Raw genomic sequence first — 26104 nt, 5'->3', positions numbered from 1 at the left:
AAATGTAAAAACAGGCAGATGCTGAAGCATTTGCCTGTTCGTTATGTCAGTAAAACATAGTGGTGCTAGCTTAAATCTCGTCAGCTAGATTTCTATACCTGCCAGGTAAAACACGAATGCATATTCTAGCGCTGTTGACTCAAAACGTTTGAACCGACCAGATGCACCACCGTGGCCAGCTTCCATATCTGTTTGAAACAACAACAAATTATCATTCGTTTTGTAGTCACGTAGTTTCGCAACCCATTTCATCGGCTCAAAGTATTGCACTTGTGAGTCGTGAAGCCCTGTTGTCACTAACATGTGAGGGTAATCTTGGGCACTCACTTGATCGTACGGTGAATAAGATAAAATATAGTCGAATTCATCTTTATTCGCAGGGTTACCCCACTCTGTATATTCCCCAGTGGTTAAAGGAATGGAGTCGTCACTCATGGTAGTAACAACATCCACGAACGGAACATGAGCAGAAATCCCTAAATAAAGTTCAGGTGCCATATTCGCAATCGCGCCCATTAACAAACCACCCGCACTGCCGCCCATCGCGAACACACGATTAGGATCGGCATATTGCTTTTCAATCAAGCCTTTTGATACGTCGATAAAGTCGGTAAATGTATTAATTTTGCTGTGCATCTTACCGTCTTCATACCACTGTCGGCCTAACATCTGCCCGCCGCGAATATGGGCAATCGCTACCACAAAGCCTCTATCTACTAGCGATAACCAACTACTTCTAAATGTTGGCTCAATCGTGGCACCGTAAGAACCATACGCATACTGATACAGTGGATTAGTGCCATCTTTGTTAAACATATCATTACGATAAACCAACGAAACGGGAATACTTGCTCCATCCTGCGCTATAATCATGACACGTTCAGAGGTATAAGCCGCTGAAGAAAATGTGTCAGAGACCTTAGTTTGTTTAAGGACTTCTTTATCGAAGGTGTTTAAATCGATATCTACAATGCTTGCGGGCGTAGTTAACGAACTATAATAAATACGCAAGGTATTGGTATTTTGCTGAGTGTTACCGGTAAAGTAAGCGCCGTAAATAGGGTCATCGGTAGGTATTACTGTGGCTTTATCAGTGTTTAGATTATGCGCAACCAGACGTAACACACCGTCTTGCTTCTCTTTTACTACCAAAAAGTCGCCTAACACTTCAATATCTTGAATGAATACATCAGGGTTGTGGCTAATCACCTCTTCCCATTTGGACATATCATCGGTTGCAGAAGCTGGCGCTTTCATAACTCGAAAATTAGTTGCTGCATTGTTAGTCAGAACAAAGTAGCTATCGCCCGACTTTTCAATGCTGTATTCCTCATCTTCTCTAATAGGCAAGAATGGAATTGGCGCTTTAGTAGGTTGGTTCGCATCTATTAAGGTCACTGCACTTTTGTCTGTGTGACTATGATGAATGTAAATCATGTCATCATCTTTGCTTTTACTAATGTAGGTATAAAACGTAGGATCAGTTTCCTCAAACACTAGCGTATCGTCTTCTTGGGGTGTACCAAGCACATGACGATAAACCTGGAAGCCTAATAAGGTTTGCAGATCTTTCTTCACATAGAAAAGGTGTTTATTGTCGTTGGCCCACTCTACAGCACCAGAGGTACCTGTCAGTTGGTCTGACAGCAACTCACCCGTGGCTAAATTTTTTACAAGAATAGTATAAACGCGACGGCTCAATGTATCTTCAGAATACGCGAGTAAGTTATTGTCGGTGCTTACTGAGTAGTCGCCAATATTATAGTAGTCATGGCCTTCGGCCATCACATTCATATTCAGTAATACCTGTTCCTCTGCATCCATCGATGGTTTACGCAGATAAATAGGGTATTCATTTTCCCCAGAGTATTCGGTGAAGTACCAATAATCATTTTTTAAATAGGGAACCGTTGTGTCATCTTTCTCTATTCGGGCAATCAGCTCTTCGTACAAGGTTTCTCTGTTATCTTTTAATGGCGCCATAACAGTTTCTAAATACGCATTTTCTTTTTCTAAGTGCGCTAACACTTTCTCGTCTTCACGACTATCATCTCGCATCCAGTAATAGTCATCATTACGAACGACGCCGTGAGCTGTTAACTCATGAGGAATTTTCTGTGCAACCGGTGCTGGAGTATCAGTAATCAATTTAACGCCTTGCTGTTTTTCTATTTGAGAGGATTGTTTCATGCTAGTGCTATTATCGCTGCACGCTCCAAGCGAAAGACTCGCCGTCAACGTCATACACGATGCTATCCATAAAGATTTCATGATAGTTCCTTTTCCGGGAGATGATATGTGACAAAACTTAACCCCAAAGTATAGGTAATTTGTAAGGTTTATATAGGGTTAAAAAGCACTAATGCAGCCAAACTGAGTAGTAAATAGTTACAAGCTGTGTCTTAAAACAAAAAAACGCCCTGAAAGGACGTTTTTGATAATACGTTAATAACTACGATTTTAGCTTGAAGGTGAATTCGCTTTCCCCTACAGCCATTGCGCTAATCCACAATATCTTTAGGCATACTGTCACGTACTTGCTGCCAAACTTTACCACTTTCAATACCATAGTCTCTTACTACAACAGGTACTTTATCGTGTCTTTCGTTTTCTGCAGCATCAAGCAATTTCGCGTAATAAGCTTTAGCCACATCTCGCGCTTGTTCATGATCGAAATAGAAACCACCAATACGCGAATACATACCTCTGAAACCATTCATCATTAACACGAACACATTATTATTTGATGCCAATGCTAAATCATGGGTCATTTGATAATCGAATTGCGCAAAAGCAGCGCCGTCTTCTTCCACGTTTTTATAACGAGCAATAATCTCAGCTGATTCTTTGGGGTTGTTACGAATTGCACCTCGGATAAACACAGCACTTAAATTTGTACGTGCCGCTAAGAGGTTGTCTACTAGCTCAGGAATGCCTTCTTGATCAAGACGCGCTAACGTTTCTAGAATGTTCAAGCCACAGCTTTCCCAAAAGTTATTCACTTTTGTGGGTTTACCATGCTGAATGGTCAACCAACCGTCACGAGCCAAACGTTGCAAAACTTCACGTAAGGTTGTGCGTGTTACACCAATAAGTTCTGAAAGCTCTCTTTCGGCAGGCAAAATTGTACCCGGCGGGAAGCGTCCACTCCAAATCGATTCAACAATATATTCTTCGGCAAATCCAGCGGGACTCTGCGCCTTATAAATCATAACTAATCGCCTGCACGTTATTGTTATTCTGCGACTGATTGTACCAGATGCGCTTTTATTATCACAATGAAAAATCCCCTGCCAACAACATTTGTTAACATTTCATTAAAATAATCCTAAAACTTTTGCGTTAATCGTTTTTTATCACGCAAAAGCAGACTTACTCAACGCAATAAACTACATTGTTAGGTTGATTAACAACCTAACGTGAGAAATTCCGCTAACTTTCCTTTTATGGGGTCTGTGAATTGCTTTCTCAAGGTTGTAATATCATGTACGCTTAATTTCGGACTATTATAATGAAAGCAGCAAAACTGCCCGATTATCGACAACTTGCAATCACTTGCCCTCGATGAAAGTCAGTTTATGTGTGCAATAACCAGAAATTCAAAACGTAAAGACGCAATGTTAGCGGCTTTGTTGTAAAAGGAATAGGAACTCATGCAAACCTCAATGATCTCGGCGGTCTTTAGTAACTTTCTGGGACACGCACCAAATTGGTATAAGCAGACCATAATTGCCTTCCTCATTATCAACCCAGTATTGTTTATGGTTGACCCCTACTTGGCGGGTTGGACATTAGTGATCCAATTTATCTTTACTCTCGCCATGGCGCTCAAATGCTATCCGTTGCAGCCAGGTGGTTTACTACTCATTGAGGCTATGTTCATTGGGATGACTACGCCCGGGCACATGATGCACGAAATTGAGGTTAACCTTGAAGTACTATTACTTCTGGTCTTCATGGTTGCCGGTATCTACTTTATGAAAGACCTGCTGATGTTTTTATTCACCAAGTTAGTGATTGGGGTTAAAAACAAAATGGTGTTGTCACTGTCGTTTATCTTTGCATCAGCCTTTTTATCGGCATTTCTTGATGCGCTAACCGTAGTGGCAGTAATCATCAGTGTGGGTTTAGGTTTCTACTCTATTTACCACAAGGTCGCTTCAGGTAAAGAGTTCCACTCAGATCATGACCACACGAGTGACGACGGTGTAGATTCGCTAGGCAGTAATGACCTAGAAAACTTCCGTGCCTTCCTTCGTAATCTAATGATGCACTCTGCGGTAGGTACCGCACTGGGCGGCGTGATGACCATGGTAGGTGAACCGCAAAACCTAATTATTGCTGATAAGGCTGGATGGGATTTCGTTGAATTCTTTATCCGCATGGCCCCTGTTAGCTTACCTGTTTTCGTTTTCGGCTTGTTAACCACCATGATCCTAGAGAAAACGGGTTGGTTTACTTATGGTGCAAAACTACCAAATTCAGTAAGAAAAATTCTTACCGATTACAGCGAACATATGGATAAAAGCCGCAGCAAACGTGAAACAGCTAAGCTCGTGGTTCAGGCACTAATTGGCGTATGGTTAGTAGTGGGCTTGGCTACGCACATGGCGTCAGTAGGGTTAATCGGCCTTTCTGTTATTGTACTAGCAACGTCGATGAGCGGTATTATTGAAGAGCACGCTTTAGGTAAAGCGTTTGAAGAAGCCCTACCGTTTACCGCATTGCTTTGCGTATTCTTTGGTGTTGTGGCTGTGATTATCGACCAAGGCTTATTCCAACCTGTTATTCATTGGGTACTAAGCTTTGAAGGTGAAACCCAGATGGTGATGTTTTACCTCGCCAACGGTGTGTTATCTATGGTGAGTGATAACGTGTTTGTAGGCTCTGTGTATATCACAGAAGTTACCGCAGCCCTGCAAGCTGGCCAAATTACTCGTGACCAGTACGATATGCTAGCGGTTGCGATTAACACGGGTACTAACTTGCCGAGTGTTGCTACACCTAACGGTCAAGCTGCATTCTTGTTCATGCTAACCTCTGCGATTGCACCTTTACTACGCTTGTCTTACGGCCGCATGGTGATGATGGCATTGCCATACACCATTGTGCTAACCATTGTGGGCTTGGTAGCTACCTATGTAGGCTTAGCCGATGCAACCCAATGGCTGTACGACATGCACTTAATCGAACATCATACCGCGACAGAAGCTGTTAGCGGTGTGGTTTCACACTAGGAAATAGACATGCGTTCAGTAGTACATCGCATTAGTCGCTGGGCAGAGCACAAGTCTTCATGGCTTGTGCTTTTTGCCACATCTCTGGGGCTAGAACTAGCTGCACTTTATTTTCAATATGGTATGGGCTTGAAACCCTGCATTATGTGCATTTACCAACGAACTGCCATGTACGGCATTGTGTTGTCAGCACTTTTTGTTTTGATTAAAAATAACGGCCTTACCCGCATGGTCGGTTTTGCCGGTTGGGCAGTATCTGCTGGTTGGGGCTTTTTAATCGCTAAAGAACATATTGGTATTTTAAATGCGCCGAACCCTTTTTTCGCCAGCTGTGAAATCGTGCCTAACTTCCCATCATGGCTGCAATTGCATGAGTGGATACCTGCCATTTTTGCCGCCGAGGGTGATTGCTTAGAAGACAGTTGGCAGTTTCTTTCAATGGGAATGGCTGAGTGGATGCAAATTCTATTTGCCGCTTACTTTGTGGTATTTGCTATTGTGTTTGCATGTAGATTGCTGGATAAGAAACCCTTTTGATAGACCTTTCTATTTTGCCGTCTAGGCTCCCTCCTATCCACACAGAACAGGGACCGGTGACAATACAGCGCATAGCCCCTAAACATGTTGAAGCCTTGTGTGAGGCTTCACAGCAATCTATTCATCATGTAAAACCCTGGCTTGGTGCCACGCTGTGCCCAGTTACCCCTGCATTGGCGAAACAATGTATTCAATCTATGGAAGCCGCACGAGAGTCAGGCTATGGGTTAACCTACTTGCTTATGCACGATGAGCGCTGTTTGGGCATGGGGATTATCAACTATATTCACCACACTCATCTAACCGCGAATTTGGGTTATTGGCTTCGTTCCGACTCATGTGGAAAAGGCCTAGCAACAGCCATTTGTGAGGCGTTAAAAAAATTAGCCTTTACACAAATGAATTTACACCGATTAGAATGCCTTATCGAGCCCAACAATAAAGCCAGTTTGCGTGTAGCCGAGAGAATTGGTGCTGAAAAGGAAGGACTGTGCCGCAAGCGCATTTTTGGGCGAGATGCGCTGCTTTACAGTATTACCGCTTAATCTAAATCTTCCAACGGCCAAATGGCAATATAATCTTCGAAGGCATCTAAATTCACATCGGTTTCAAACACCGTTTTGTTTCGCACAGACATGCCATTTTTGTGCATCACGTGCTTTTTGCCCTTATTCAACAGTGGATGCCAAGACGGCAAACCTCGCCCTTCATGCAGACGGCGATAAGCGCAACTTGTAGGCATAAAGAAGATATCTTTTAGGTTTGCTTTAGTTAGCTGAACACAATCAGGAACAAGCTCAGTTCGCTTCGCATATTGGGTACATTCACAACTTTTTGTATTTAGCAGAGAACAAACAATATTAGTGTAATGAATTTGCTCATTGGCATTGATGTAATCTGTAGGCGCTTGCGCTTCCTCGTTTTCATCGTCAATAAACTTATGTAAGCAACATTTTGCACAGCCATCGCATAATGACTCCCATTCCTTTTGGGTCATTTCTTCAAGGGTTTTGGTTTCCCAAAAAGGGGCAGTCATTAGCGTACAACCTTTGTATTAACAGTAATTTTATCGTGTAAGGTGGCTTCGATAGTGTCACCCACAAGCAATGGCCCTACCCCTTTAGGGGTGCCAGTTAACACTATATCACCCGCATCAAGAGTAAAAGTCTGCGACATGTGAGCAATTAAGGGCACTATTTTATGTAGCATCATTGCGGTATGCCCAGATTGACGCACTTCACCGTTTATACTTAACGTAAAACGTAAATCTTGTAAGTCAGTGATGCTATCGATTGGAACGAAGCCTGACACTGGACAACTTAAATCGAAGGACTTTGCGCGTTCCCAGGGTTGCCCTTGCGCCTTAAGCTCGCGCTGAACATCACGCAAGGTTAAATCTAAACCAAGCCCAATACCCCAAATGGCCGCTAACACTTCATCTTCTGTTGCTTTAGACACCGCGTGCTTTAGCAGCACAGCAACTTCCAGTTCGTTATGGCATTCACCTTGGTCGGTAGGAATACTGAGCGGTTTGCCCATGTCGCACAACGCCGCTTTGGGTTTTAAAAACAACAAAGGGGATGCTGAAACCACGGATTTCATTTCTTCAATATGATCAAGATAGTTGCGACCGATGCACGCCACTTTTCCTACTGGCAAGGCAATGGGATTGCCCTGAACATCTAAATGTTGATACATATTAGTACCCTCGTTTTATACGTTCAGAAAGGTAACCTACCGACACACCGAAGTAACTAGAGCGGTTCCATTTCATCAAAGTATGAAAGTTATTATAGACAAGATAAACACGTCCTTCACTGCCATCAGGCATAATGAGAGAAGCTTGAATATCAACATTAGGCAAATCGCTACCGTCGAAACGTCTAACGCCGGCTTGTTGCCAATCGGCTAAAGGCCTATACAGGCTTTTTGAAAGGCCGAACTCTTCTATAGGCTGGGTTACAGATACCTGCCTACCCCACGTGCCGTTATTATCCCACCCTTCTGATGAAAGGTAGTTTGCAATAGAAGCAAAAACATCGGCTTCGGTTTGCCATATATCTTTTCTGCCATCACCATCGTAATCTACCGCGTAGTTTAAAAAGGAGATTGGCATAAATTGGCTTTGCCCCATGGCACCAGCCCAAGAACCTTTAAACGCATCAACGCTGGTATGCCCTTCATCAAGAATAGTTAACGCGGCAAAAAGGTTGTCTTTAAACAGTTTTTCTCGGCGGCCTTCATACGCCAGTGACGCCAAGGCAGACAGCACACTGTAATTACCTTGAATACGTCCAAAATTTGATTCATTCCCCCACAGCGCAACAATAAATCGGGGTTGTACCTGAAACTTCTTCCCTATCTCTTCAAGCAGTGACTTGTGCTTATTGTACATTTCAACCGCTTGCTGCACTTTCCAATCAGGCACACGACTGGCTAAGTAACTATCAAGGGTAATTTTCTTTTCAGGTTGATTTTTATCAGATTTAATGACTGTTGGGCGGAAACTAATATCACTAAAGGCGTCGTTAAGTAATGATTCATCAAAGCCCTTTTGCTGGGCTTCGGCTTTTAACGCTGTTACGTACTCGGCAAACCCTTTTGCTGTTTTGTCTTCGGCTTGGGCAAACCCAATGCTTGCCAAAACACCCGCGACCATAAGCAGCGATGCTTTTAACCATTTACCCATTTCTAAAACTTTTTATCTGGTGTGGCTTGTAAACCCAAAGACTTTCGATGCGCCATCAATAAGTCGTCTTCTTTAGGTGGCAACTGAAGGTAAAAGCCTTTCTCTTCAAGTTCAGCAACCAGCTTTAGTTTGTCGACTCCAGCTAGTTTCTCGTGCTTATCTAATGATAACACCGTGACTAACTCGGGCTTGCCAAACTTCTCTTTAAGTATTTCAGGCACATCTTCAAATTGGTCTTTATTAGGCACGTATAAGTACATGCCTAGGTGTTTTCGTGATTTATAAATCGCGCACAACATCATTTCGTAAACTCTTCAACGTTAGAGACTAGGTTTATTACCTAGTAACTTTTCTAAATGGGGTTCAAATAGTGGCGCTCTCCAACCAGATAATACATCTGGCTTAAGGCCTAGCACTCGGGTTTCGTCATTGTCGAACCAGTACCATTTTAGCACTTGGTTTAATTGTTTTTTAGAGGCAATGACTTCAGGCGATACATTATTTTCGTTGGCAATTTTATCGCTGACCGCTTTTAGCGATGCTAGTGTTTGCTTATAGCTTGCAACGTCAATCAAACGACTGACTTTAGGTAACCTCTGTGACTCAGAAGTAGCGGCATATTTATCTCGGGCTTCGCTTATTAGCGTAATGATGGTCTCACCGTAGCGCCTAATCGACTGTGGGTTCACCCCGTGTAGTTGAGACAAACCCGATTTGCTTGAAGGCATTAGACGCGCAGCTTCATAAAGATGTATTTCTTTAAATACAAAATTTAATGCCATGTCTTTTTTACGGGCAGTGGCGAGTCGCCATGCAGCAAGAGCTTGTAGTACGGTAAGTTGCTCTTTTGATAAACGCCAGTTGTTTTTAATTTGCATATACGCAAATTCTTCCGGCATTTGACTGCGCTTTTTATCTGCTAACTGGGCTATTTCTTGATATACCCACTCTAACTTCCCGGCTTCATTTATTTTTTCTACTAAATGTTCGTAGCAAGGCAATAAATACAGTACATCGTTGGCCGCATAGCTAAGCTGTGCTTCCCTTAAAGGGCGTGCTATCCAGTCAGTACGAGACTCGCCTTTATCTAGGCTAACATCGCACAATAACTCCACCAGCTTTGCGTATCCTAGCGATGCACCCAAGCCTAAAATACTCGCCGCAAATTGACTGTCGAATACGGGTGTTGGTACGGTGTTAAAAGCGGTCAGGAAAGTTTCAAGATCTTCTGAGCACGAGTGCAGCACTTTTACCACACGGGTATTTTCCATTAAGGCAATAAATGGCGAGAGATCATCAATCGCAAGCGGATCGATAAGTACTAACTGATGCCCATCATATAACTGGATTAAACCAAGATGCGGTGACAGTGTTCTCGTACGAACAAACTCAGTGTCTAGCGCTACCGCTTTTTGTTGCTGGGCAAGATTGCACACGCTATCGAGTTTTTCAAAGGTGGTTACTAATTCATATTGCATAATAATAAAAAGCCGGCTTACGCCGGCTCTACAGTTTTCCTAATTCACTTACCGAATTAATCTCGTAGTTCCCGACGCAGAATTTTACCTACATTGGTTTTAGGTAGATCTTCTTTGAAGACTACCTGCTTGGGCACTTTATAGCCCGTTAAGTGTTCTCTACAGTGCGCAATAACCGCTTCAGCAGTAAGCGAGTCGTTGTTGCGAACAACAAACAACTTAACCACTTCACCACTCGCTTCATTTGGCACACCAACCGCTGCTGACTCAACAATGTTGTCATGCATAGCAGCCACTTCTTCAATTTCGTTTGGAAACACATTGAATCCAGAAACGAGGATCATATCCTTTTTACGGTCAACAATATAGAAATAACCTTCATCGTCTACCGTAGCGATGTCTCCAGTGGCAAGCCAGCCATCTTTAAGAATTTCGTCAGTGGCTTCTGGGCGGTTTAAATATCCTTTCATCACCTGCGGGCCTTTCACCCAAAGCTCACCTGGTTCGCCTTTTTCTACCTCGTTACCATCATCATCAAGAAGTTTGATGTCGGTAGAAGGTACTGGCATACCGATGGCGCCTTTGTAAGCGTCAATTTGTGGTGGGTTTACCGTTACAACTGGTGAGCACTCCGTTAAGCCATAACCTTCAAGAAGTACAGTACCGGTAACCTTTTCCCACTTTTCAGCAACAGGACGCTGAACGGCCATGCCGCCGCCTAAGCCAAACTTGAAGTTCTTAAAATCAAGTTCGCTAAACCCTGGTGTGTTTAATAAACCATTAAACAAGGTATTTACACCCGGAAGAATAGTGAAAGGGTATTTACTCAATTCATTTACAAACCCTGGCATATCACGTGGGTTAGTAATCAGTAAGTTTTGGCAACCGTATTTAAGGAACATCAGGCAGTTCGCAAGCAATGCGAATATATGATAAAGCGGCAACGCCGTTACCACGAAGTCTTCGCCTTCATCTATTACAGTTTCTAAAATGCCGGAAACCTGCTCAAGATTCGCAATCATATTGCGATGTGTCAGCATGGCGCCTTTAGATACACCCGTGGTTCCGCCGGTGTACTGCAGGAAAGCCAGTTCATCGTTGGTTAAATTGGGGCGTGTGTAGGTTAACGATTGCCCTTTCTTTATTGCGCTGGTGAACGACGTGGTAGCAGGCAAATTAAAAGCCGGCACCATTTTCTTCACGTACTTCACTACCGCATTCACTACCCAACGTTTTGGTACAGGCAACATATCGCCTAACGAAGTAAGAAACACTTCTTGAATGTTTGTTTCGCTGATCACTTCTTCAAGCGTACACGCAAAGTTTTCAACAATAACAATTGCCTTAGCATTCGCATCGTTCAACTGATGCTTCAACTCTCTTGCGGTGTACAGTGGGTTTACATTAACCACAACCATACCAGCACGAAGTACACCGAACATGGCAACAGGGTACTGAAGCAAGTTCGGCATCATTATCGCCACGGCATCACCGCGTTTTAACCCACTATTTTGTAGGTAAGCAGCATATTGTGCAGATAATTTGTCGAGTTCGCCAAAGGTCATCGACTGACCCATGTTGATAAACGCAACTTTGTCTTTAAACTTTTTTACTGATTGTTCGAATATATCGACAACGGATGCGTAACGATCTGCATCAATATCTGCAGATACACGAGGGTCGTAAAACTTGAGCCAGGTTTTTTCCACCAAAACCTCCTTCACTTATTTTTAACACAAAGGCGCGTGAAGTCTCACGCGCGTTTGAGCAACTGGTCTAATAACTTGCGAATAGTATAGGAAGTGTAAAAAAAAATAAACTATACAGTTTACATTTGCTCAACAAACTGACGGATTAACATGCCAACGTCGTCAGTTTTTTCCATGTGAATATGATGGCCGCCTGTTAATTGCTCAAACCGAGCATTTTTAAACCAGGATTGCCTTTTCTCATAAACACTGTCCAAGGTTTTAAAGCTACTTGACGCGCCTATAAAAAGTATAGGACAAACTATCGCACTCATGATGTTTTCTGCTTGATCTTCGGTTAAGCGAAGTACAGATTTGGTGCGAAGACGCGGGTCGCTCGACCAAAAACAATGGCCACCGGCATCTTGCGTAAGATTCCTTTCTAGAATTGCGCGTGCATGCTCAGCTGGAATATCAGAGACCTTACAGCGGGCTTTAACTGCATCATCTAAGTTAACCAAGGTTAACTTATTGCGCTGTTTCTTCTTCCTGCTAAGAATAGCTTCCCGCATTTGCGCTTGGCTGGTGTTCGCCTCTAACGTTAGTGGGCCACACGCATCAAGGCTTATTACCCCCTTCACTTTTTCAGGAAATAACCCAGCATACAACGATGCTAAAATACCGCCCATAGAATGCCCAAGCAGTATAACCTGTTCCCACTGTTGATCTTCTATCAATGCATGCAAGTCTTGTAAATAATCAGCTTGATTATAGTGCATGCCTATTGGCCTATGCGATGAACGGCCATGCCCAGCAAGATCAAGGGCGATAAAGCGTTGAGATTGCAGATATGGCGCCAGCAACCTAAGGCTTTCTGCATTATCTAAATACCCATGTAGCCCTATCACTACGGTGCCAGCACCTTGGTTTTCTAGTGCAGCTAAGTGTAAATTTCCTGATGTGAATTCAGTTTCTATCATGTTGCTCCCTCACACAATATGTGCGGCAATACTTTGCCTATAAAGCGCAAAATATTGCCAGATAAAAAATAGGGAGGCAATATCTTGCCTCCCTAGTAAATACATATTTTTATTCAAATACGATTATCTTTACGAAAGTTTTCATCTGGTAGACTACTTATTTCTCTTTATCCTTGCGCATTTTTTCATGCGAGGCTGAAATAGCATTAGACCGACTTTTTGAAGGTTTAGGGCTAGAAGGCGAATTATCGTAGCGTGTTACCCGCACCCTTCTATAGCTTGGGTAGCCCCAAGGTCTGTGCCGCATAAACGGTGAATACCAACCCGTACCATAATCAAAATAATACATGTTCACGTCGTAAACCTCTTGTTTACGCCACATGTGGTAGTCATCAGCCAATATTGTAGGGTACATGTAGGGTTGTTCACCTACCATGCCTGATGTGGGTGGTACCAATTTGCCAACAAACGTGGCCGAACGTCCTTCTTCAAAAACGATAGGATCAACAAAACCGTCGATTTGCACTTTAAAGCGTCCGACAGTTTCACCGCTACTATTAGGCTTGCCATAATTATTCAGTGGAAAATGAACAAGTTCGATGAAGGTTTTGTTTGGCTTATTTTCAACCCCAACAATAACACCGCCCCACCGCGCCATTTTACCTTGAGCATTAGCGCCAGAGGTAACGGCCTTGGAATAAGAAACTAGCTCAGTACCTTTTGGCACCTCTACGCTTTCTGGCACAATCGCACAACCTGCGAAAAGTACCACACTTACTATCACTAACATTCTAACCAGCATGAAGCCTCCTTTTGGCCGCCTAAGCACTTTTAACTTGTAACTGATACTAAGCGCCGAGAAAATATATAGTACTACAAATAGTAATGAATCGAACCCTAATGCGCTGAGTAACGGTGTCACCCTGTTAACCCACATTTTCACCAGAGACTATCATTAAAAAATGACCTTACCAGTAGGGTACTTTGGCTTAAAAGTTAGCATTGATACTTAACAAATGCCATAAAGAACATTGATTTAAACGACTGTTAATCTTTAGACGGGCTTTTTGGCAAAAAGTTTAGTTGGGTTTTATAACACTGAGTTGGAGGGCATTAAATTAAGGCACTAACGCGCAAGGATGCACTGATTTAATGTAAATGCTAAGCGTATATATCTACACCGAACATGCTTTGTACCGACTCACGCTCTTGCTGCTTTTCAAAACTGGTATACGAAGCAATAGCCTGCTGAGAATAGCCGGCACTATCTTCTCGAACGAAACGTTGATAAGCCTGTGCATTGTCGGTGCCTTGTGCATCTGGGGCCACGACAATATGGTTATTCTGCTGCTTGCCTTCATTATTGCTTTGCTGTTGCGCATCTTTATTAACTTTAGCAACGCGCCCTTGTGAGGGCTCTGATTGATGCGGTGAAGGTATCGAAAAATTGTTAGTTATATGCATACCAAAAACGTGTCAGTCTTTTAAATGAAATCAAGTAGGTGAAGTAATGGGATGAATACAACGTATGTTAAGTTGTAAAAGCCATCTCCTGAACAATACACCGCCCAATATAAAGGTGTTACTTGCAAGAATCGCGCCTGAACACTATGACTTTTCCCCGCTCACCTGAGAGCCTTGTTTTAGAGGCTCGTAGTATACGGTGCCGTTAGTGGCTGAGAGTTCGGTTTAACGTAGACTAAATGCTCTTGAATAAGGCGCTCGAAGAATGTTCTTGAAGAAACATTTGAAAAAGCTCTTGAAGAGGCTCTTGAATGAAGTTCCTCAAAAAGTTATCAGGCCTGAGGTTTACCCGCTTATTCGCGGCCCGGTAACTTTTTCCACGTTACTTTGTCTCGTAGATAAACAGGTTTTACATCACTGGCCACGTGTACATCGCCTTTGTTCGCGAGTTGCTCAGCAAGTGGAAGCATGTAAACCGCATCAGGAAATTCAATAGACACTTCATGGCCTTCAGGCAACAATGCTGCAAGCGCAGGATAGGCCTGCCAACCTGTACCAACAGGCTCAAACTCACTCACGTTCTCACCTTGGTTGGCCGCTATAGCATCATTGATAAGTTCCACAGCAGCTTCAGGCGGGCACACTTGCTCTGCAACCACTTCTTTCAATAAACCATTTTCAGATTTGTAGATGGCAAAGTAAACTTCGCCCATCCGGGCATCGGTAACGCACACTACCCAAGAAACCTGCTTAGCTGTCACCTTGTTATTGACTAACGCTTGCTGCGCCATAGCCGCAAGCGTGCTTACGCCAGCTACCTTCAAACCAGTGCCAAGCGCTAAACCTTGAATCATTCCTGTGGCAATACGCACGCCGGTGAAGCTACCTGGGCCTCGCCCAAACGCTAATAGGTCTAAATCGCCCAGAACAAGCCCTGCATCTTTTAACACTTCGTCCAACATAGGCAATAGACGCTGACTATGTTGCTGAGGGCAAATTTCAAAACGTGAAACGACAGCGTCGCCGGTATTTAGTGCTACTGAACAGGCTTCTGTTGCCGTGTCGATGGCTAAAATCTTCATTTTTTACTCTTCATCAATTCTTGCAAGAAAAGACTCTACTTCGTCTAGACTGCGGGTTCTGCGCATATTCGGCAAGCTACCTATAAAAGTTTTCGCATAGGGTTTGGTGACTAAGCGATTATCGCAAATTACCAATACACCTTTATCGGTAGGGTCGCGAATTAAGCGCCCTGCACCTTGCTTTAACGCAATGACGGCTTGGGGTATTTGAATAACGCCAAATGGATTAGCGCCGCGCTTTTTAACATCGTCCATTCGTGCTTGCAATAACGGGTCGTCTGGTGATGCGAATGGCAGTTTATCTATCATGACGCACACCAAATCATTCCCTCGTACATCTACCCCTTCCCAAAAAGCGCCCGTGCCCATTAACACGGCTTTTTCGTCGGCCAAGTACGCATCTAATAACGCCTGCTTTGTTGTTGTGCCTTGTACTAACAGCGGGTTATCAATTTCATCTTCTAGCTTACCGGCTATTTCACGCAGCATGGCATGACTGGTAAATAACAAAAAGCATCGGCCTTTACTGGCTTTAATTAACCTTTTTGCCGTATTCAGCAAGGTTTCACGCATTGAAAAACTATTTGGCTCGGGCAAATACCGCGGTACACACAACATGGCTTGTTCAGGGTAGTTAAAGGGGCTATCTAAGCCTAACGTTCTTGAGTCTTCTAACCCCATTCTGCGCTGAAAATGTTCAAAGCCGCCGTTAACCATTAAGGTCGCCGAGGTAAATACCCACCCGCGAGGCGGCGATGCCACAAAACGGCGGAACTTAGCTGCAATAGACAACGGCGTTAAATGCATAATTAAATGGCGCGTTGTGGTTTCATACCACAAGCTCACATTTTCTTGTTTCTCATCGCTTAACGAGTCAAGTTGCTCCCTAACGGACACTATTCTTTCATAAAGATTATCTAAATCTTTGTCGCGACCAATATGCAGCTTACACACTTCATGTAAAACCCCTAGCGCTTCTGCTAGTTTACCCACTTCTAAGCGCACATCGTCACGCATCAAGGCTTCGGCCCAGTTTCCCCGTTGGGTAGTATCGGGGAATAACAAGCGCAAATCTGCAGCAATCATGCGGCATTTGTCGGCTGCTTTGTCTAACTGAGCCGCGTCTTTCAACACGGTTCTAAAAATAAGGGTAATATCTTTGGCTAAATCTTGAATTTGGCGGGTAGAAAGCGACTCACCAAAGTAGTCTGCGGCAATATCGGGTATTTGATGGGCTTCATCAAATATAATGGCGTCGGCTTCTGGGATAAGCTCACCGAAACCCGTATCTTTTAATGCCATGTCAGCGAAAAATAAGTGGTGATTGACCACAATAATGTCGGCATCTAACGCCTTACGCCGTGCCTTAACCAAATAACACTCTTCATAATCAGGGCAGTCCCGACCAAGGCAATTATCAACGGTAGACGTCACTAATGGCAGCACCCGAGCATCTTCAGGTAAGCTTTTCAGCTCGCCCATATCGCCGGTTTTGGTAGTGGTAGACCATAGTTTCACTTCAGATAGCTGGCCTAACACCTCTTTTTCCACTAACGTGGAGTTACCGCCATGTTGTTCTAGTCGGTGCAGGCAAAGGTAATTCGCACGGCCTTTTAACAACGCCGTTTTACGCCTGCTGCTAAGGGCTTTTTTCACTAAAGGTAAATCGCGATGAAATAACTGCTCTTGCAGGTTTTTCGTTCCTGTAGACACTATCGCTTTGCCCTCTGCCAGCAGTGCTGGTGCAAGATACGCGAAAGTTTTTCCCGTACCTGTCCCGGCTTCAACCACTAGGCTGCCGGTTTCATCAATGGCTTCTTTTACCGCCTGCGCCATTTCTGTTTGCGCTTCACGGGGAACAAAGCCATTGATAGTCTTAGCAAGTAAACCCGTGGAAGAAAAGATGTCATCGATAGTTGGCATAGTGTACTTAACGTAAAAGTGAAGATTTGGCCGCTAGGCCACAAAGCGGTGCATTATGCCAAAGTTTTTCGAAAAATGGTTAGTATTCATAAAAATTCCATCCCGAATGACAGATTTCACTTACCACTAGCGTTTACTCCCCCCTAGTTTCGGATGTATGCGAGCTCTACCATATGAGCTCAGCCATGCAACCTCCCCCATATAAGCTCAGCCATACTTACCATTTAATGAGAGCTAATCCATACCTGATAGCCCCACGGGTCAATTTGAACGGCCTTATCAATATGCAAGTGTTCGGTTTCGCTTTTACTCTCGTGGTGGGAAGAGCTTGAATCGAGCGTGCACTTATAATAATGACCATTAAGAATAGGGTCATTAAACGTGACCTTGCCTAAAGTGTCTGAAAAATTGATGATCACTAACACTTTATTGTGTTCATCCATTCTCACAAAGCTGAATACCTGTGACATAGCGTTACTTGGCACCTGAATCATACGTGAACCAAATTCACCATTGCCCAAGGCAGGAATAGATTTTTTTATCTTAATGAGCGCTTTATACAAATCACCAATGCGATGAGGTTGCCATTCAATGGGATCACGTTCGAAAAACGCTAACCGCTTTGTTTCCCCGGCTTCTTGGCCATTATGAATGAGCGGCATACCTTCGCCTAACACCGACAATACAATGGCGCCTTCCAACGCATCGCCAAATTGCTCTGCCTGAGTACCATCCCACGCATTTTTATCGTGGTTACTCACGAACGTCATTCGATAAGCACTGTGCGGCCACGCCCGTTCATTCCATGAATAATATTTTCTCAGTCTATCAAGAGAACATCGCCCATGAGCGAGCTCATGCATGGTTTCATTCCAGCTCCATGCATAAGTCATGTTAAAAGCGGTTTCGTGTAAATCGCGATTTTCCCACTCTGCCAACATAAATACGGGTTTTATAGCATCTAAGGCAACACGCGCTTGATGCCAAAAATCGTTCGGCACATACCCCGCTACATCACATCGAAAACCATCAATGTCAAAGCGTTCTACCCAATAGCGCATGGCATTAATCATATACTCACGTAGCGCAGGTTCGTCGTAATCAAACTCGATAATATCTGACCAATCCCACCAAGGAGACGGGCGAAACTCACCGTGGTGATCTCTGGCATACCAATGAGGATGAGTATCCACTAGAGGGTTGTCCCAGGCGCTATGATTAGGCACCCAGTCTAGGATAACTTTTAAATTCCGGTTGTGCGCTTCTTGCACCAACTCTTGAAAGTCGTCTGCATTGCCAAACTCAGGGTTAATATCCAAATAGTCTTTAACCGCGTACGGGCTACCAAGTTCACCTTTTCGATTTTTTTCACCTATTGGGTGAATAGGCATAAGCCAAAGAATATCAGCACCTAAATCACAAATATGATTTAAGCGTTTCGTCACCTCTTTGAATGTACCAGATACAGAAAACTGGCGAGTATTCACCTGATAGATAACGGCTTGTTTCGACCATTCAGGCTGCGTTACACGGTAAATTTTCTTGGGAGTTGTCTGAATTGTCATCCATGCATCCTTTTTTGCCAAACTATTCCTCTACAAAATATGCACTTAGAAAATAGGTAAACCAGATACGCCGAGCAAAAGAACCCAAGTGCCAAAGAAAAGTTTAAGTTTTTGGGGTGAAAAAGCCAGCACAACATACTTTGCTAACATGCCACCAATAATCGCTCCTGCACCTGCAAATATCACTACGTCCCAAACTACGGCTTGGGTTACTAACACGTGGTAAATCACAGCGCCCCAAACGGTAAAGGCTGACAAGATGACTGCAACAGCAATCGCCATCGTCACATTGAACCCTCTAATGATAAGGTAAACAGCCACCAGCTCGCCTACCCCTACAGAAAGCCAAGCGGTAACAATTCCCCCGAAAAAAGAAATAACTGGCAGCGCGACAATATCGAATTGCTCAGCATCTTGTTTTAAGGCAACCCGTTTTAAAAAAGGAATAGAGGCAAAAATAGCCACAGCAAGCAATATAGAAAATGCGCCAAACCCTAAGTGAATCTGTTCTATTCCTCCTTTTAAGGGTGAAAGCACACTAAACTTCTCTGGGCCAAACTGAGCGAACCACACACCACACAGTGAGGCAGGTACGCTTAGCATTAAGCTTGTAGGTAACGCGCGCCATTGACTGTCGGTTTGATGATGACAACGTTTATAACGCCACCACGTGATAGCGCCAGCAGTCATGCCGCAGCATTGAATAGCAAAACTGGTGGCTACCACACTCTGAGAGGAAAACGCTAAGTGGTTAAAGAAAGGAACAAATACCACGCCCCCACCCGCACCAGTCGCGTTGGCGAAAATAGCGCCAATAATGCCAAGCAAACTAAAAAGGCTATTTTCGGCAATAAGCACTAGCGGCGCGGATTGAGAAAAAATCACCACTACCCACAGTACAACCAAAAGCATTTTTAAAGGGCTTTGTATTACCCATTGAAATAAACGATTCAACACATTCTCCTAAACGGCGCATGGAGATGGAACTCTCGTGTACGGCTAGTGTTTTTATTTAAACAAATCACGACGGCAAAATACCCAATGCCTACTAATATTACTAGGTAGCTCCCGTTTTATCCTTTGAACTTTATGTTAGAAACAATCTCGCTCCAAGGTAAGAAAAGGTTGCGGCTCACGCCTAACCGTTCAGCAAGCTGGCAAGATACTAAATGGCTGATGTTAATTTTTGCCGTTGCTGTATTCACTATCGCTATTGGCTGGGCGTTGGTAGGCGTTTGGGTAATATTACCCTTTGCTGGTGTAGAAGTTGTATTGCTTATTTTTATCATGTACCAAGTGTCCCGCAGCACTTACCGGTGGGAAACCATTGATATTGCCCCACACACTATTCATTTTTGCACACGTCACCGCACACTCACTTTTACTCGTCCGTCCGCGCATATTGAATTTACCGAAGATGAAAACGACTGGCGCCTTCCCACTGTCAGCCTAGTGGATGGCGAACAACGTATTGTCTTAGGGGAGTTCCTCAATCTTGAAGATCGCGCATTACTAAAAGAAACACTAGGTAACGAAGGCATCATGGTATGCCGTAATCATTGGTGGAAAACCTAGCTTAGCATCTAGCAATACGTGTAAGCGCCGCTTTGGTTTTAGTGAGGCGACGCGAAGTTTAAATTAAATTTAATATCCGTTTTTCCGCCTATGAACTACAAATAGTAGTGTCTAGTCGTGTTATCTCGGAGAACAATTATGAATCTGTACATAGAGTCAATTGAAGGCGGTAGCTATTTAGCGGCAACAGGGCTAGGTGCATCCCGCACGTTAGTAAGAGACAAAACGTCTCGACCAAAGACATTTCATTGTCTAAATGAAATTAAAGACCACTTTAATTCCAAGGAGTTTGAACATGTTTGGCTGCGTCAAACCACCCCTTACGAGGAAATGGTAGGGCAGTCACAGATTCCAGATGCGCTGGAACTCGAAATTGATTGGCATCGCTAGTAGCTCTTTTCTTAACTGCCCTTCTATTACCAGGTTTGCGTGAGCTTCCTTTGTGTTAGCTACTTAGGTGTGAGCTACCTAGGTGTGAGCGGCCCTGACATTTGCTGTCCTGTGGCTAGTTGGTAAGAAAGTCGTTGAATGCTGGTTAAATAGACCTTGGTTGAATAGAGATAACTTACTCGGTAAAGTGGCTGATTATCATCTAATAGGACAATATGATGAAATTCAGCCCACGTGCTTTTAGCTTAGCGCTTTTACTTACAACTTATGTAGTAGCGCTAACCACGCCAGCCTTTTCTGCCTCAGTTTTTAAAGTTAGTAACGGCGAAAACACCCTTTACATTGGCGGTACGCTCCACTTACTCAGCGAAAGCGACTATCCCCTTCCTGACGCTTACAACACCGCTTACCAACAGTCAGAAACCTTAGTGTTTGAAACAGACCTAGATGCCTTAGAAACACAAGCATTTGCACAGTCTATGATGGACAAGCTGACTTACACCTCGGGTAACAGCCTTGCTGATGAGCTTTCAGAAAAAACCATAGCGAATTTATCAGCACATATGGAAGCCCGTGGTTTATCACTTTCTAATTTTATGATGTATAAGCCTGCATTTTTAAGCATTACTTTGAGCATGATTGAACTACAAATCATGGGGCTAACCAGTGAGGGCGTAGATAAATATTTCTTTAATCGCGGCAAAAACGACGATAAAACCATTCTTTGGCTAGAAAGCCCAGAGCAACAACTTTCATTTATTCAGCAAATGGGTAACGGCGATGAAGATGCGTTTATTCAATACACCCTTGAAGATGTTGAAACCCTCCCCGAGGTTTTACCTAAGTTAAAATCGAGTTGGAAAGCAGGCGACCTCGACACAATGTACGAAGAAAGCATGGCTGATTTCAAATCCGAATACCCTGATATATTCGATACGCTTCTATCGTCTAGAAACAAAGCATGGATGCAATTTTTAGTGAAAGCATTGGCAACTAAACCCACTGAATTTGTGCTGGTAGGCGCATTGCATTTGCCAGGCGAACTGGGCGTATTGAACATGCTAGAACAGCAAGGTTTCAAGGTTGAGAAGGTAAAGTAGCAATAACATTTACATTCAAAACTAACCTTTGAGCACATTTTTTGCGTACTAGAATTGTAGCGACATGCAATAAACGATTAAACCGACCCGTTTAGGTTTATTTAATACCTAAGCCCAAAGTTTAGACAGTACGTTTTAAAATTGAATCGAAGGAAAAAATATGAATTTCAAAAGCTTAACTTCACTTTCGTTGGTAGGTTTAGTTTTACTTGCAGTAACGGGCTGTGCCTCTATGGGTGACGGTAGTGTTGCTGAAAAGCGACAAGCTATTTTAGATATGCAGCAAAATGCATTGGCTAGGCTATATACAGAAAAGCCTGATACTCGCTCTCAAGTGCGTGATGCAGCGGGTTATGCAGTATTCACCAACGCGAACATTAACGTTATTTTCTTCGCTGCAGGTACGGGTTACGGCGTAGTGAACAACCAAATTACTGGTACGAAAACTTACATGAATATGGCCGAAGGCGGTGTTGGTCTTGGACTAGGTGCGAAAGACTACCGCGTAGTGATGGTTTTCCACACGCAAAAAGCCATGAGCTACTTTATCGAGAATGGTTGGACTGTAGGCGGTAACGCTGATGCCGCGGCTAAAGCCGGTAACAAAGGAATGTCAGCGGAAGGCGAAGGCTATTTAGGCAATGTGACGGTTTATACCATGACCGAAAGCGGCTTAGCGTTGCAAGCCACGGTGAAAGGTACCAAGTTCTGGGTAGATAAAGAACTTAACTAATAAAAGCTAGATTTCGCTAAAAATAACAATCTGGCACTGGCCTTTTTAATTTTTATTAAAAAGGCCAGTGCCAGTTTTTCTTTTAAGAAAGCGACTTGCACACCGGTAAATAGCCTCAACTTCAGTGAATTCCATTCCCGCAGCCTTGCGCCCTCTCCTACCTCCTTTCCAGCTGTAACCGCCGACAACACATCTGGGATATTGCTTTATTAAATTATATATATGGTTTTGACTTTTGTTTTCGTTTTTGTTTTTGTTTTTGTTATTCGGCTATAAATTATGACATTGATTTCACTACCAAAATATAACATATTGATGCAGTATAGAATTCTCGAGAAAGACTAAGCGTTAGCAATAAAAAAAGGATTTGGCTTAGGTTGTTTACCACCATTTAACTGAAGAGCAAATTAATGGGGCAATAGAATGTCAGCATCCCAGATTATTTTGAAAGAAGAGCCCCCGAAAGTTGTCGACTTCGCATCACTTCGAAGCATCGTAGGTTGGGAAAACCCAGAACTTTCAATCATTCAAAGTAGTATAGATTCCTCTTTATTCTGGGTTTCACTTTATTTAGAAAATCAACTTATTGGCTGTGGACGGGTAATAGGTGATGACGCTATGTACTTCTATGTTCAAGACATTATTGTTAACCCCGAACACCAAAAACGTGGCTTGGGTTTTCAAATCATGCAATCCATCAACCGCTATCTCACTTTGCATTGCCCTGTTGGTTCAACCGTTGGATTACTTTCAGCGTATGGTAAAGAGAAATTCTATGAAAAATTCGGGTTCACATCCCGTGACGGTCAAACACTAGGCCTAGGCATGTGCAAGTTTATTTAGCAATTTGCTGTAACAAGGCTTGTTATTGGGTCTAGGTTAGACTGCGGCGGCTAGCGCGCACAAGAAGCCTTATCTGAAGTGTTAGGGTAGATATTTTAAATGTCTCTACAAACTAAATAGAGAGACGTTAGACAAAAAACAAAGGAAAACCATGGATTTTACGAATAAACACACAGTTAGGGTGACATCGTATTTACTCTTTTTGCTGGCAGCTACACAAGCACTTTATACCCTGCTTCGCATGGCTGGCATCGATTTTCCACGGCAGCTATTTTGGGGAACGGAAAGTATTCTTTTCACCTTCCTTATGGCCTTTGCCGGCGCTGCAATGGTGCGCGCTAAACATTACCATGTAGGATGGTCTGCCATTGCGTTCAGTGCAGCCCTTAATTTAGTGCAAGTGAGTGTTGGCCTTACTCTGTTTACCCCCTTTCGTGAGGCTGCTGGTCAAAACGAGAGCATAGGGCCATTAGCCGGCGCAGTAGTGGCTTTGTCTTTCATGATTTATTACGCTGCCAAGCTACTGCTGGGTTTTGCGGCGCTTATTTTTGGCATTGCAAAAATGAAAGATGGCGCTAAGCCCTTAGGTGGACTAACTGCGCTAGTGGGTGTTGTTGCTATACTCGCCAATGGAATTTTGATTGTATTTGGCCGTAACGCTTTCTTACCATCAGCGGTGGCTGGAGGGTTTGGTGTGCTCGCAACCCTGCTTCTGGCTTTCTGTCTGATCCGTGTTGCCAGTGAAGATTAGGCGATATGCGCTTACCACCAATAACCTGTGATTAGTCAATTAGTCTAAAAACGCCTGATTTTTAAACTAAAGTTGGGTAACCTCCCCCTATTTTATAGACACTGAAGTGGTAATATTGGGTTGTAGTTTATTACATTCCTTCTCAACGCCTAGAGGTGTTATTATGACAGCGCTACTTTCTTTAAATGCAGATGATTTGTTTATTGTGACTGGCATCGCGCTTATGTTTATCAGCTATGCGTTTTTACTGCCTACTGAACTAAAGCGTGCAATTAAACAACGGGGCAGTAAATAATATAAACTCGCTGATGTGTGTTTGTTACTGCAGAGATACTGAGGGGCAACATTTAAGAGATGACGGTAAGGAAGCCGAAAGCAGCCTGCTGTAATCAAATGGTAATATCCACATGCTTGATGCCCCGCGGTATTTTAGTACCTGTTGCATCTGCGGCATCTAATTCACTGCTTTCAGTTTCGCTCAATTGCTGTCCTATTGAATTATCGTCTTGGCTGTCTTCTTGTTGGCGATTTACTTGGTTGCTCGGGTGTTCTTTCTTTTCGTTGTTTTCCTCGTGCCGTTCCCGCTGCGCCATTTCATCAACAATATGCACTTCATCATGTTGCTCTTTTTCATCTTGATTGAGCGCTTCTGACTTTTCGCTGCGCGCCACTTTTTTAACCCTATTATCAGATTCGATGGGCACTTTGGTGTTGCGCGGTAAAATGGAAAAAATTAAGTCATTACTCATGGCTACCCCAACCCGCTAAGGTCAATTTTGTGATATTTCATCATCTACTTTACTTAATAGGGAAAACGATCACATTGGCTCAGATCAAAAAGTTTTACTATATACATATTAATTTAGACTGAAACTGCAAAAAGAGTTCACTTTCGCCTTGCAAAATAGGGGGCAAACCGCTAATGTTTCAGCCGTTCGGAAATAGGTATTAAGAAATCAAATGAATAACTGCGCTGTAAAACATCACCACCATCATAAAGCATAGCCTTTCAGGTTCGTGCTGGAAGGTCTATTATTCCTTCCAGTGGCGCAGATAGAAAAAATTCTCGGCCCTCGGAAGGAAACTTCCGGGGGTTTTTCGTTTTAGGCGTAATCGTTAAGACAGTAAAAAGTAGTACAACGTGAAAGGAACGTTTCAATGAGTAACAGCAAAAGACTTCGAATTGCCATACAGAAATCAGGCCGTTTAAGCGATGACAGCATCGCGCTACTTAAGGCTATTGGCATTAAATTAAACATTCGTGATCGCCTGCTGATTGCGCATTCTACCAACGAGCCTATCGATTTATTACGTGTTCGCGATGACGATATTCCAGGGCTAGTAATGGACGGCGTAGCCGACCTTGGCTTCATTGGCGAAAACGAACTTGAAGAAAAAATGTTAGAACGCAAAGCATCTAACAAGCCTTCTGATTATGAGGTATTACGTCGTTTAGACTACGGCGGTTGTCGCTTGTCTATCGCCGTGCCTACTGAAATGGACTACACCAACATTCAGTCTTTAGAAGGCAAGAAAGTGGCTACCACTTACCCATTCCTATTAGAGCGTTATTTTGCAGAGCAAAAAATTAATGCTAAAGCAGTCATGCTTACAGGTTCAGTTGAAGTTGCACCACGCGCTGGCGTTGCCGACGCTATCTGTGACTTGGTATCAACGGGCGCTACCCTTGAAGCGAACGGTCTGGTTGAAGAAGATGTTATCTTCCGCTCAAAAGCAGTATTAATTCAACGTGCCGATGGCAACATGAGTGATGAAAAGCAAACGCTTATTAATCGTCTTATGCCGCGTGTTGATGGTGTGTTGCTGGCGAAAGAAAGCAAGTACATCATGCTTCACGCACCAAAAGCTTATCTAGAACAAGTGAAAAGCTTGTTACCTGGCGCTGAAAACCCAACCGTATTGCCTTTGTCTGGCAATGAAGAGCATGTGGCTATTCATGTTGTTTCTACTGAAACCCTATTTTGGGAAACCATGGAAAAATTAAAAGCACTAGGCTGCTCTTCAATATTAGTTATGCCTATCGAAAAAATGATGGGCTAAAAGGCAAA

General features: G+C 43.4%; 27 protein-coding genes and 1 other annotated feature. Of the genes, 11 read left to right on the top strand and 16 right to left on the bottom strand.

Annotation, left to right across the window (positions count from 1 at the left end; all coding sequences use genetic code 11):
- Positions 1–84 precede the first annotated feature (84 nt).
- Both AAC006_RS15850 and fadR read right to left on the bottom strand, forming a co-directional pair.
- Positions 85–2190, bottom strand: coding sequence for a S9 family peptidase (locus AAC006_RS15850; RefSeq protein ID WP_126871490.1), 2106 nt, complete (start codon positions 2188–2190; stop codon positions 85–87).
- A 311-nt stretch (positions 2191–2501) separates the two neighbouring features.
- Complete coding sequence (gene fadR, locus AAC006_RS15845) at positions 2502–3212, bottom strand: fatty acid metabolism transcriptional regulator FadR (protein WP_013783452.1); 711 nt, start codon at positions 3210–3212, stop codon at positions 2502–2504.
- Positions 3213–3653: 441 nt separating this feature from the next.
- Here fadR and nhaB point away from each other — a divergent pair, with 441 nt between their 5' ends.
- From nhaB to AAC006_RS15830, 3 genes are read left to right on the top strand one after another with little or no spacing between them, the layout of a single operon-like run.
- Positions 3654–5237 carry a sodium/proton antiporter NhaB gene (nhaB, locus tag AAC006_RS15840; RefSeq protein WP_013783451.1) on the top strand — a complete coding sequence of 528 codons (1584 nt, stop codon included), beginning with the start codon at positions 3654–3656 and terminating at the stop codon, positions 5235–5237.
- A gap of 9 nt (positions 5238–5246) precedes the next feature.
- Positions 5247–5774: a disulfide bond formation protein DsbB gene (gene dsbB, locus AAC006_RS15835; RefSeq protein ID WP_013783450.1), complete on the top strand. Its 528-nt coding sequence runs from the start codon at positions 5247–5249 to the stop codon at positions 5772–5774.
- Positions 5775–5830: 56 nt separating this feature from the next.
- Complete coding sequence (locus AAC006_RS15830) at positions 5831–6319, top strand: GNAT family N-acetyltransferase (RefSeq protein WP_013783449.1); 489 nt, start codon at positions 5831–5833, stop codon at positions 6317–6319.
- Here AAC006_RS15830 and AAC006_RS15825 read toward each other — a convergent pair.
- The 13 genes from AAC006_RS15825 to AAC006_RS15765 form a co-directional block, all read right to left on the bottom strand.
- Positions 6316–6810, bottom strand: coding sequence for a YcgN family cysteine cluster protein (locus AAC006_RS15825; protein WP_013783448.1), 495 nt, complete (start codon positions 6808–6810; stop codon positions 6316–6318). The genes AAC006_RS15830 and AAC006_RS15825 overlap by 4 nt on opposite strands.
- On the bottom strand, positions 6810–7472 hold the full coding sequence (locus AAC006_RS15820; RefSeq protein ID WP_013783447.1) for a fumarylacetoacetate hydrolase family protein: 663 nt from the start codon (positions 7470–7472) through the stop codon (positions 6810–6812). The genes AAC006_RS15825 and AAC006_RS15820 overlap by 1 nt, the downstream gene beginning before the upstream one ends.
- 1 nt (position 7473) lies before the next feature.
- Positions 7474–8463, bottom strand: a complete 990-nt coding sequence (locus AAC006_RS15815) for a lytic murein transglycosylase (RefSeq protein ID WP_126871424.1) — start codon at positions 8461–8463, stop codon at positions 7474–7476.
- 2 nt (positions 8464–8465) lie between these two features.
- Positions 8466–8762 (bottom strand): YcgL domain-containing protein, encoded by a 297-nt coding sequence (locus AAC006_RS15810; RefSeq protein ID WP_126871489.1) that lies wholly within the window; start codon positions 8760–8762, stop codon positions 8466–8468.
- A 21-nt stretch (positions 8763–8783) separates the two neighbouring features.
- Entirely contained in the window at positions 8784–9941 is a 1158-nt protein-coding gene (gene rnd / locus AAC006_RS15805) for a ribonuclease D (protein WP_013783444.1), read from the bottom strand.
- Between the two features lie 56 nt (positions 9942–9997).
- On the bottom strand, positions 9998–11650 hold the full coding sequence (gene fadD / locus AAC006_RS15800) for a long-chain-fatty-acid--CoA ligase FadD (RefSeq protein WP_013783443.1): 1653 nt from the start codon (positions 11648–11650) through the stop codon (positions 9998–10000).
- A gap of 119 nt (positions 11651–11769) precedes the next feature.
- Positions 11770–12609 carry an alpha/beta hydrolase gene (locus AAC006_RS15795; RefSeq protein WP_013783442.1) on the bottom strand — a complete coding sequence of 280 codons (840 nt, stop codon included), beginning with the start codon at positions 12607–12609 and terminating at the stop codon, positions 11770–11772.
- Positions 12610–12766: 157 nt separating this feature from the next.
- On the bottom strand, positions 12767–13411 hold the full coding sequence (locus AAC006_RS15790) for a Slp family lipoprotein (RefSeq protein ID WP_231882102.1): 645 nt from the start codon (positions 13409–13411) through the stop codon (positions 12767–12769).
- Between the two features lie 359 nt (positions 13412–13770).
- Positions 13771–14073 carry a hypothetical protein gene (locus AAC006_RS15785; RefSeq protein WP_126871423.1) on the bottom strand — a complete coding sequence of 101 codons (303 nt, stop codon included), beginning with the start codon at positions 14071–14073 and terminating at the stop codon, positions 13771–13773.
- A gap of 353 nt (positions 14074–14426) precedes the next feature.
- Positions 14427–15155: a tRNA (adenosine(37)-N6)-threonylcarbamoyltransferase complex dimerization subunit type 1 TsaB gene (gene tsaB / locus AAC006_RS15780; protein ID WP_126871422.1), complete on the bottom strand. Its 729-nt coding sequence runs from the start codon at positions 15153–15155 to the stop codon at positions 14427–14429.
- 3 nt (positions 15156–15158) lie between these two features.
- Positions 15159–17078 carry an ATP-dependent DNA helicase gene (locus AAC006_RS15775; protein WP_126871421.1) on the bottom strand — a complete coding sequence of 640 codons (1920 nt, stop codon included), beginning with the start codon at positions 17076–17078 and terminating at the stop codon, positions 15159–15161.
- A 224-nt stretch (positions 17079–17302) separates the two neighbouring features.
- On the bottom strand, positions 17303–18643 hold the full coding sequence (locus AAC006_RS15770; protein ID WP_013783437.1) for an alpha-amylase family glycosyl hydrolase: 1341 nt from the start codon (positions 18641–18643) through the stop codon (positions 17303–17305).
- 45 nt (positions 18644–18688) lie between these two features.
- Positions 18689–19555: a sulfite exporter TauE/SafE family protein gene (locus AAC006_RS15765; RefSeq protein WP_126871488.1), complete on the bottom strand. Its 867-nt coding sequence runs from the start codon at positions 19553–19555 to the stop codon at positions 18689–18691.
- Between the two features lie 177 nt (positions 19556–19732).
- Between AAC006_RS15765 and AAC006_RS15760 the strand changes: the two genes are divergently transcribed.
- From AAC006_RS15760 to AAC006_RS15730, 7 genes are all read left to right on the top strand, one after another.
- On the top strand, positions 19733–20218 hold the full coding sequence (locus tag AAC006_RS15760; RefSeq protein WP_049791747.1) for a DUF2244 domain-containing protein: 486 nt from the start codon (positions 19733–19735) through the stop codon (positions 20216–20218).
- Between the two features lie 138 nt (positions 20219–20356).
- Positions 20357–20608 (top strand): DUF6482 family protein, encoded by a 252-nt coding sequence (locus AAC006_RS15755; RefSeq protein ID WP_013783434.1) that lies wholly within the window; start codon positions 20357–20359, stop codon positions 20606–20608.
- Between the two features lie 215 nt (positions 20609–20823).
- The gene (locus AAC006_RS15750) at positions 20824–21708 is read left to right on the top strand and encodes a TraB/GumN family protein (protein WP_041452490.1); all 885 of its coding nucleotides are present in this window, start codon (positions 20824–20826) and stop codon (positions 21706–21708) included.
- Between the two features lie 160 nt (positions 21709–21868).
- Positions 21869–22441, top strand: a complete 573-nt coding sequence (locus AAC006_RS15745; protein ID WP_013783432.1) for a YSC84-related protein — start codon at positions 21869–21871, stop codon at positions 22439–22441.
- Positions 22442–22864: 423 nt separating this feature from the next.
- Positions 22865–23284, top strand: coding sequence for a GNAT family N-acetyltransferase (locus tag AAC006_RS15740; protein ID WP_013783430.1), 420 nt, complete (start codon positions 22865–22867; stop codon positions 23282–23284).
- A gap of 151 nt (positions 23285–23435) precedes the next feature.
- Complete coding sequence (locus AAC006_RS15735; protein ID WP_126871420.1) at positions 23436–24035, top strand: thiamine biosynthesis protein ThiC; 600 nt, start codon at positions 23436–23438, stop codon at positions 24033–24035.
- Positions 24036–24198: 163 nt separating this feature from the next.
- The gene (locus AAC006_RS15730; protein ID WP_013783428.1) at positions 24199–24330 is read left to right on the top strand and encodes a hypothetical protein; all 132 of its coding nucleotides are present in this window, start codon (positions 24199–24201) and stop codon (positions 24328–24330) included.
- 94 nt (positions 24331–24424) lie between these two features.
- Here AAC006_RS15730 and AAC006_RS15725 read toward each other — a convergent pair whose 3' ends face one another.
- Positions 24425–24784, bottom strand: coding sequence for a hypothetical protein (locus tag AAC006_RS15725; protein WP_339891867.1), 360 nt, complete (start codon positions 24782–24784; stop codon positions 24425–24427).
- A gap of 231 nt (positions 24785–25015) precedes the next feature.
- Positions 25016–25134 (top strand) — a sequence feature (His leader region).
- 59 nt (positions 25135–25193) lie between these two features.
- Here AAC006_RS15725 and hisG point away from each other — a divergent pair.
- On the top strand, positions 25194–26096 hold the full coding sequence (gene hisG / locus AAC006_RS15720; RefSeq protein WP_013783426.1) for an ATP phosphoribosyltransferase: 903 nt from the start codon (positions 25194–25196) through the stop codon (positions 26094–26096).
- Positions 26097–26104: the final 8 nt, after the last annotated feature.

This window comes from uncultured Alteromonas sp. (assembly GCF_963976965.1).
Lineage (GTDB): Bacteria > Pseudomonadota > Gammaproteobacteria > Enterobacterales > Alteromonadaceae > Alteromonas > Alteromonas naphthalenivorans.
The sequence above is the reverse complement of the archived record's forward strand: the minus strand, read 5'-3'. Positions and strand labels throughout refer to the sequence as shown.

Coding starts and splice junctions, on each gene's coding strand:
- nhaB (WP_013783451.1), top strand. CDS start 3,654: ATGCAAACCTCAATGATCTCGGCGGTCTTTAGTAACTTTCTGGGACAC.
- AAC006_RS15735 (WP_126871420.1), top strand. CDS start 23,436: ATGGATTTTACGAATAAACACACAGTTAGGGTGACATCGTATTTACTC.
- AAC006_RS15785 (WP_126871423.1), bottom strand. CDS start 14,073: ATGCATATAACTAACAATTTTTCGATACCTTCACCGCATCAATCAGAG.
- AAC006_RS15790 (WP_231882102.1), bottom strand. CDS start 13,411: ATGCTGGTTAGAATGTTAGTGATAGTAAGTGTGGTACTTTTCGCAGGT.
- AAC006_RS15770 (WP_013783437.1), bottom strand. CDS start 18,643: ATGACAATTCAGACAACTCCCAAGAAAATTTACCGTGTAACGCAGCCT.
- AAC006_RS15795 (WP_013783442.1), bottom strand. CDS start 12,609: ATGATAGAAACTGAATTCACATCAGGAAATTTACACTTAGCTGCACTA.
- rnd (WP_013783444.1), bottom strand. CDS start 9,941: ATGCAATATGAATTAGTAACCACCTTTGAAAAACTCGATAGCGTGTGC.
- fadR (WP_013783452.1), bottom strand. CDS start 3,212: ATGATTTATAAGGCGCAGAGTCCCGCTGGATTTGCCGAAGAATATATT.
- AAC006_RS15745 (WP_013783432.1), top strand. CDS start 21,869: ATGAATTTCAAAAGCTTAACTTCACTTTCGTTGGTAGGTTTAGTTTTA.
- AAC006_RS15725 (WP_339891867.1), bottom strand. CDS start 24,784: ATGAGTAATGACTTAATTTTTTCCATTTTACCGCGCAACACCAAAGTG.
- AAC006_RS15850 (WP_126871490.1), bottom strand. CDS start 2,190: ATGAAACAATCCTCTCAAATAGAAAAACAGCAAGGCGTTAAATTGATT.
- dsbB (WP_013783450.1), top strand. CDS start 5,247: ATGCGTTCAGTAGTACATCGCATTAGTCGCTGGGCAGAGCACAAGTCT.
- AAC006_RS15820 (WP_013783447.1), bottom strand. CDS start 7,472: ATGTATCAACATTTAGATGTTCAGGGCAATCCCATTGCCTTGCCAGTA.
- AAC006_RS15825 (WP_013783448.1), bottom strand. CDS start 6,810: ATGACTGCCCCTTTTTGGGAAACCAAAACCCTTGAAGAAATGACCCAA.
- AAC006_RS15765 (WP_126871488.1), bottom strand. CDS start 19,555: ATGCTTTTGGTTGTACTGTGGGTAGTGGTGATTTTTTCTCAATCCGCG.
- AAC006_RS15730 (WP_013783428.1), top strand. CDS start 24,199: ATGACAGCGCTACTTTCTTTAAATGCAGATGATTTGTTTATTGTGACT.
- tsaB (WP_126871422.1), bottom strand. CDS start 15,155: ATGAAGATTTTAGCCATCGACACGGCAACAGAAGCCTGTTCAGTAGCA.
- AAC006_RS15740 (WP_013783430.1), top strand. CDS start 22,865: ATGTCAGCATCCCAGATTATTTTGAAAGAAGAGCCCCCGAAAGTTGTC.
- hisG (WP_013783426.1), top strand. CDS start 25,194: ATGAGTAACAGCAAAAGACTTCGAATTGCCATACAGAAATCAGGCCGT.
- AAC006_RS15755 (WP_013783434.1), top strand. CDS start 20,357: ATGAATCTGTACATAGAGTCAATTGAAGGCGGTAGCTATTTAGCGGCA.
- AAC006_RS15775 (WP_126871421.1), bottom strand. CDS start 17,078: ATGCCAACTATCGATGACATCTTTTCTTCCACGGGTTTACTTGCTAAG.
- AAC006_RS15810 (WP_126871489.1), bottom strand. CDS start 8,762: ATGTTGTGCGCGATTTATAAATCACGAAAACACCTAGGCATGTACTTA.
- AAC006_RS15760 (WP_049791747.1), top strand. CDS start 19,733: ATGTTAGAAACAATCTCGCTCCAAGGTAAGAAAAGGTTGCGGCTCACG.
- AAC006_RS15750 (WP_041452490.1), top strand. CDS start 20,824: ATGATGAAATTCAGCCCACGTGCTTTTAGCTTAGCGCTTTTACTTACA.
- AAC006_RS15815 (WP_126871424.1), bottom strand. CDS start 8,463: ATGGGTAAATGGTTAAAAGCATCGCTGCTTATGGTCGCGGGTGTTTTG.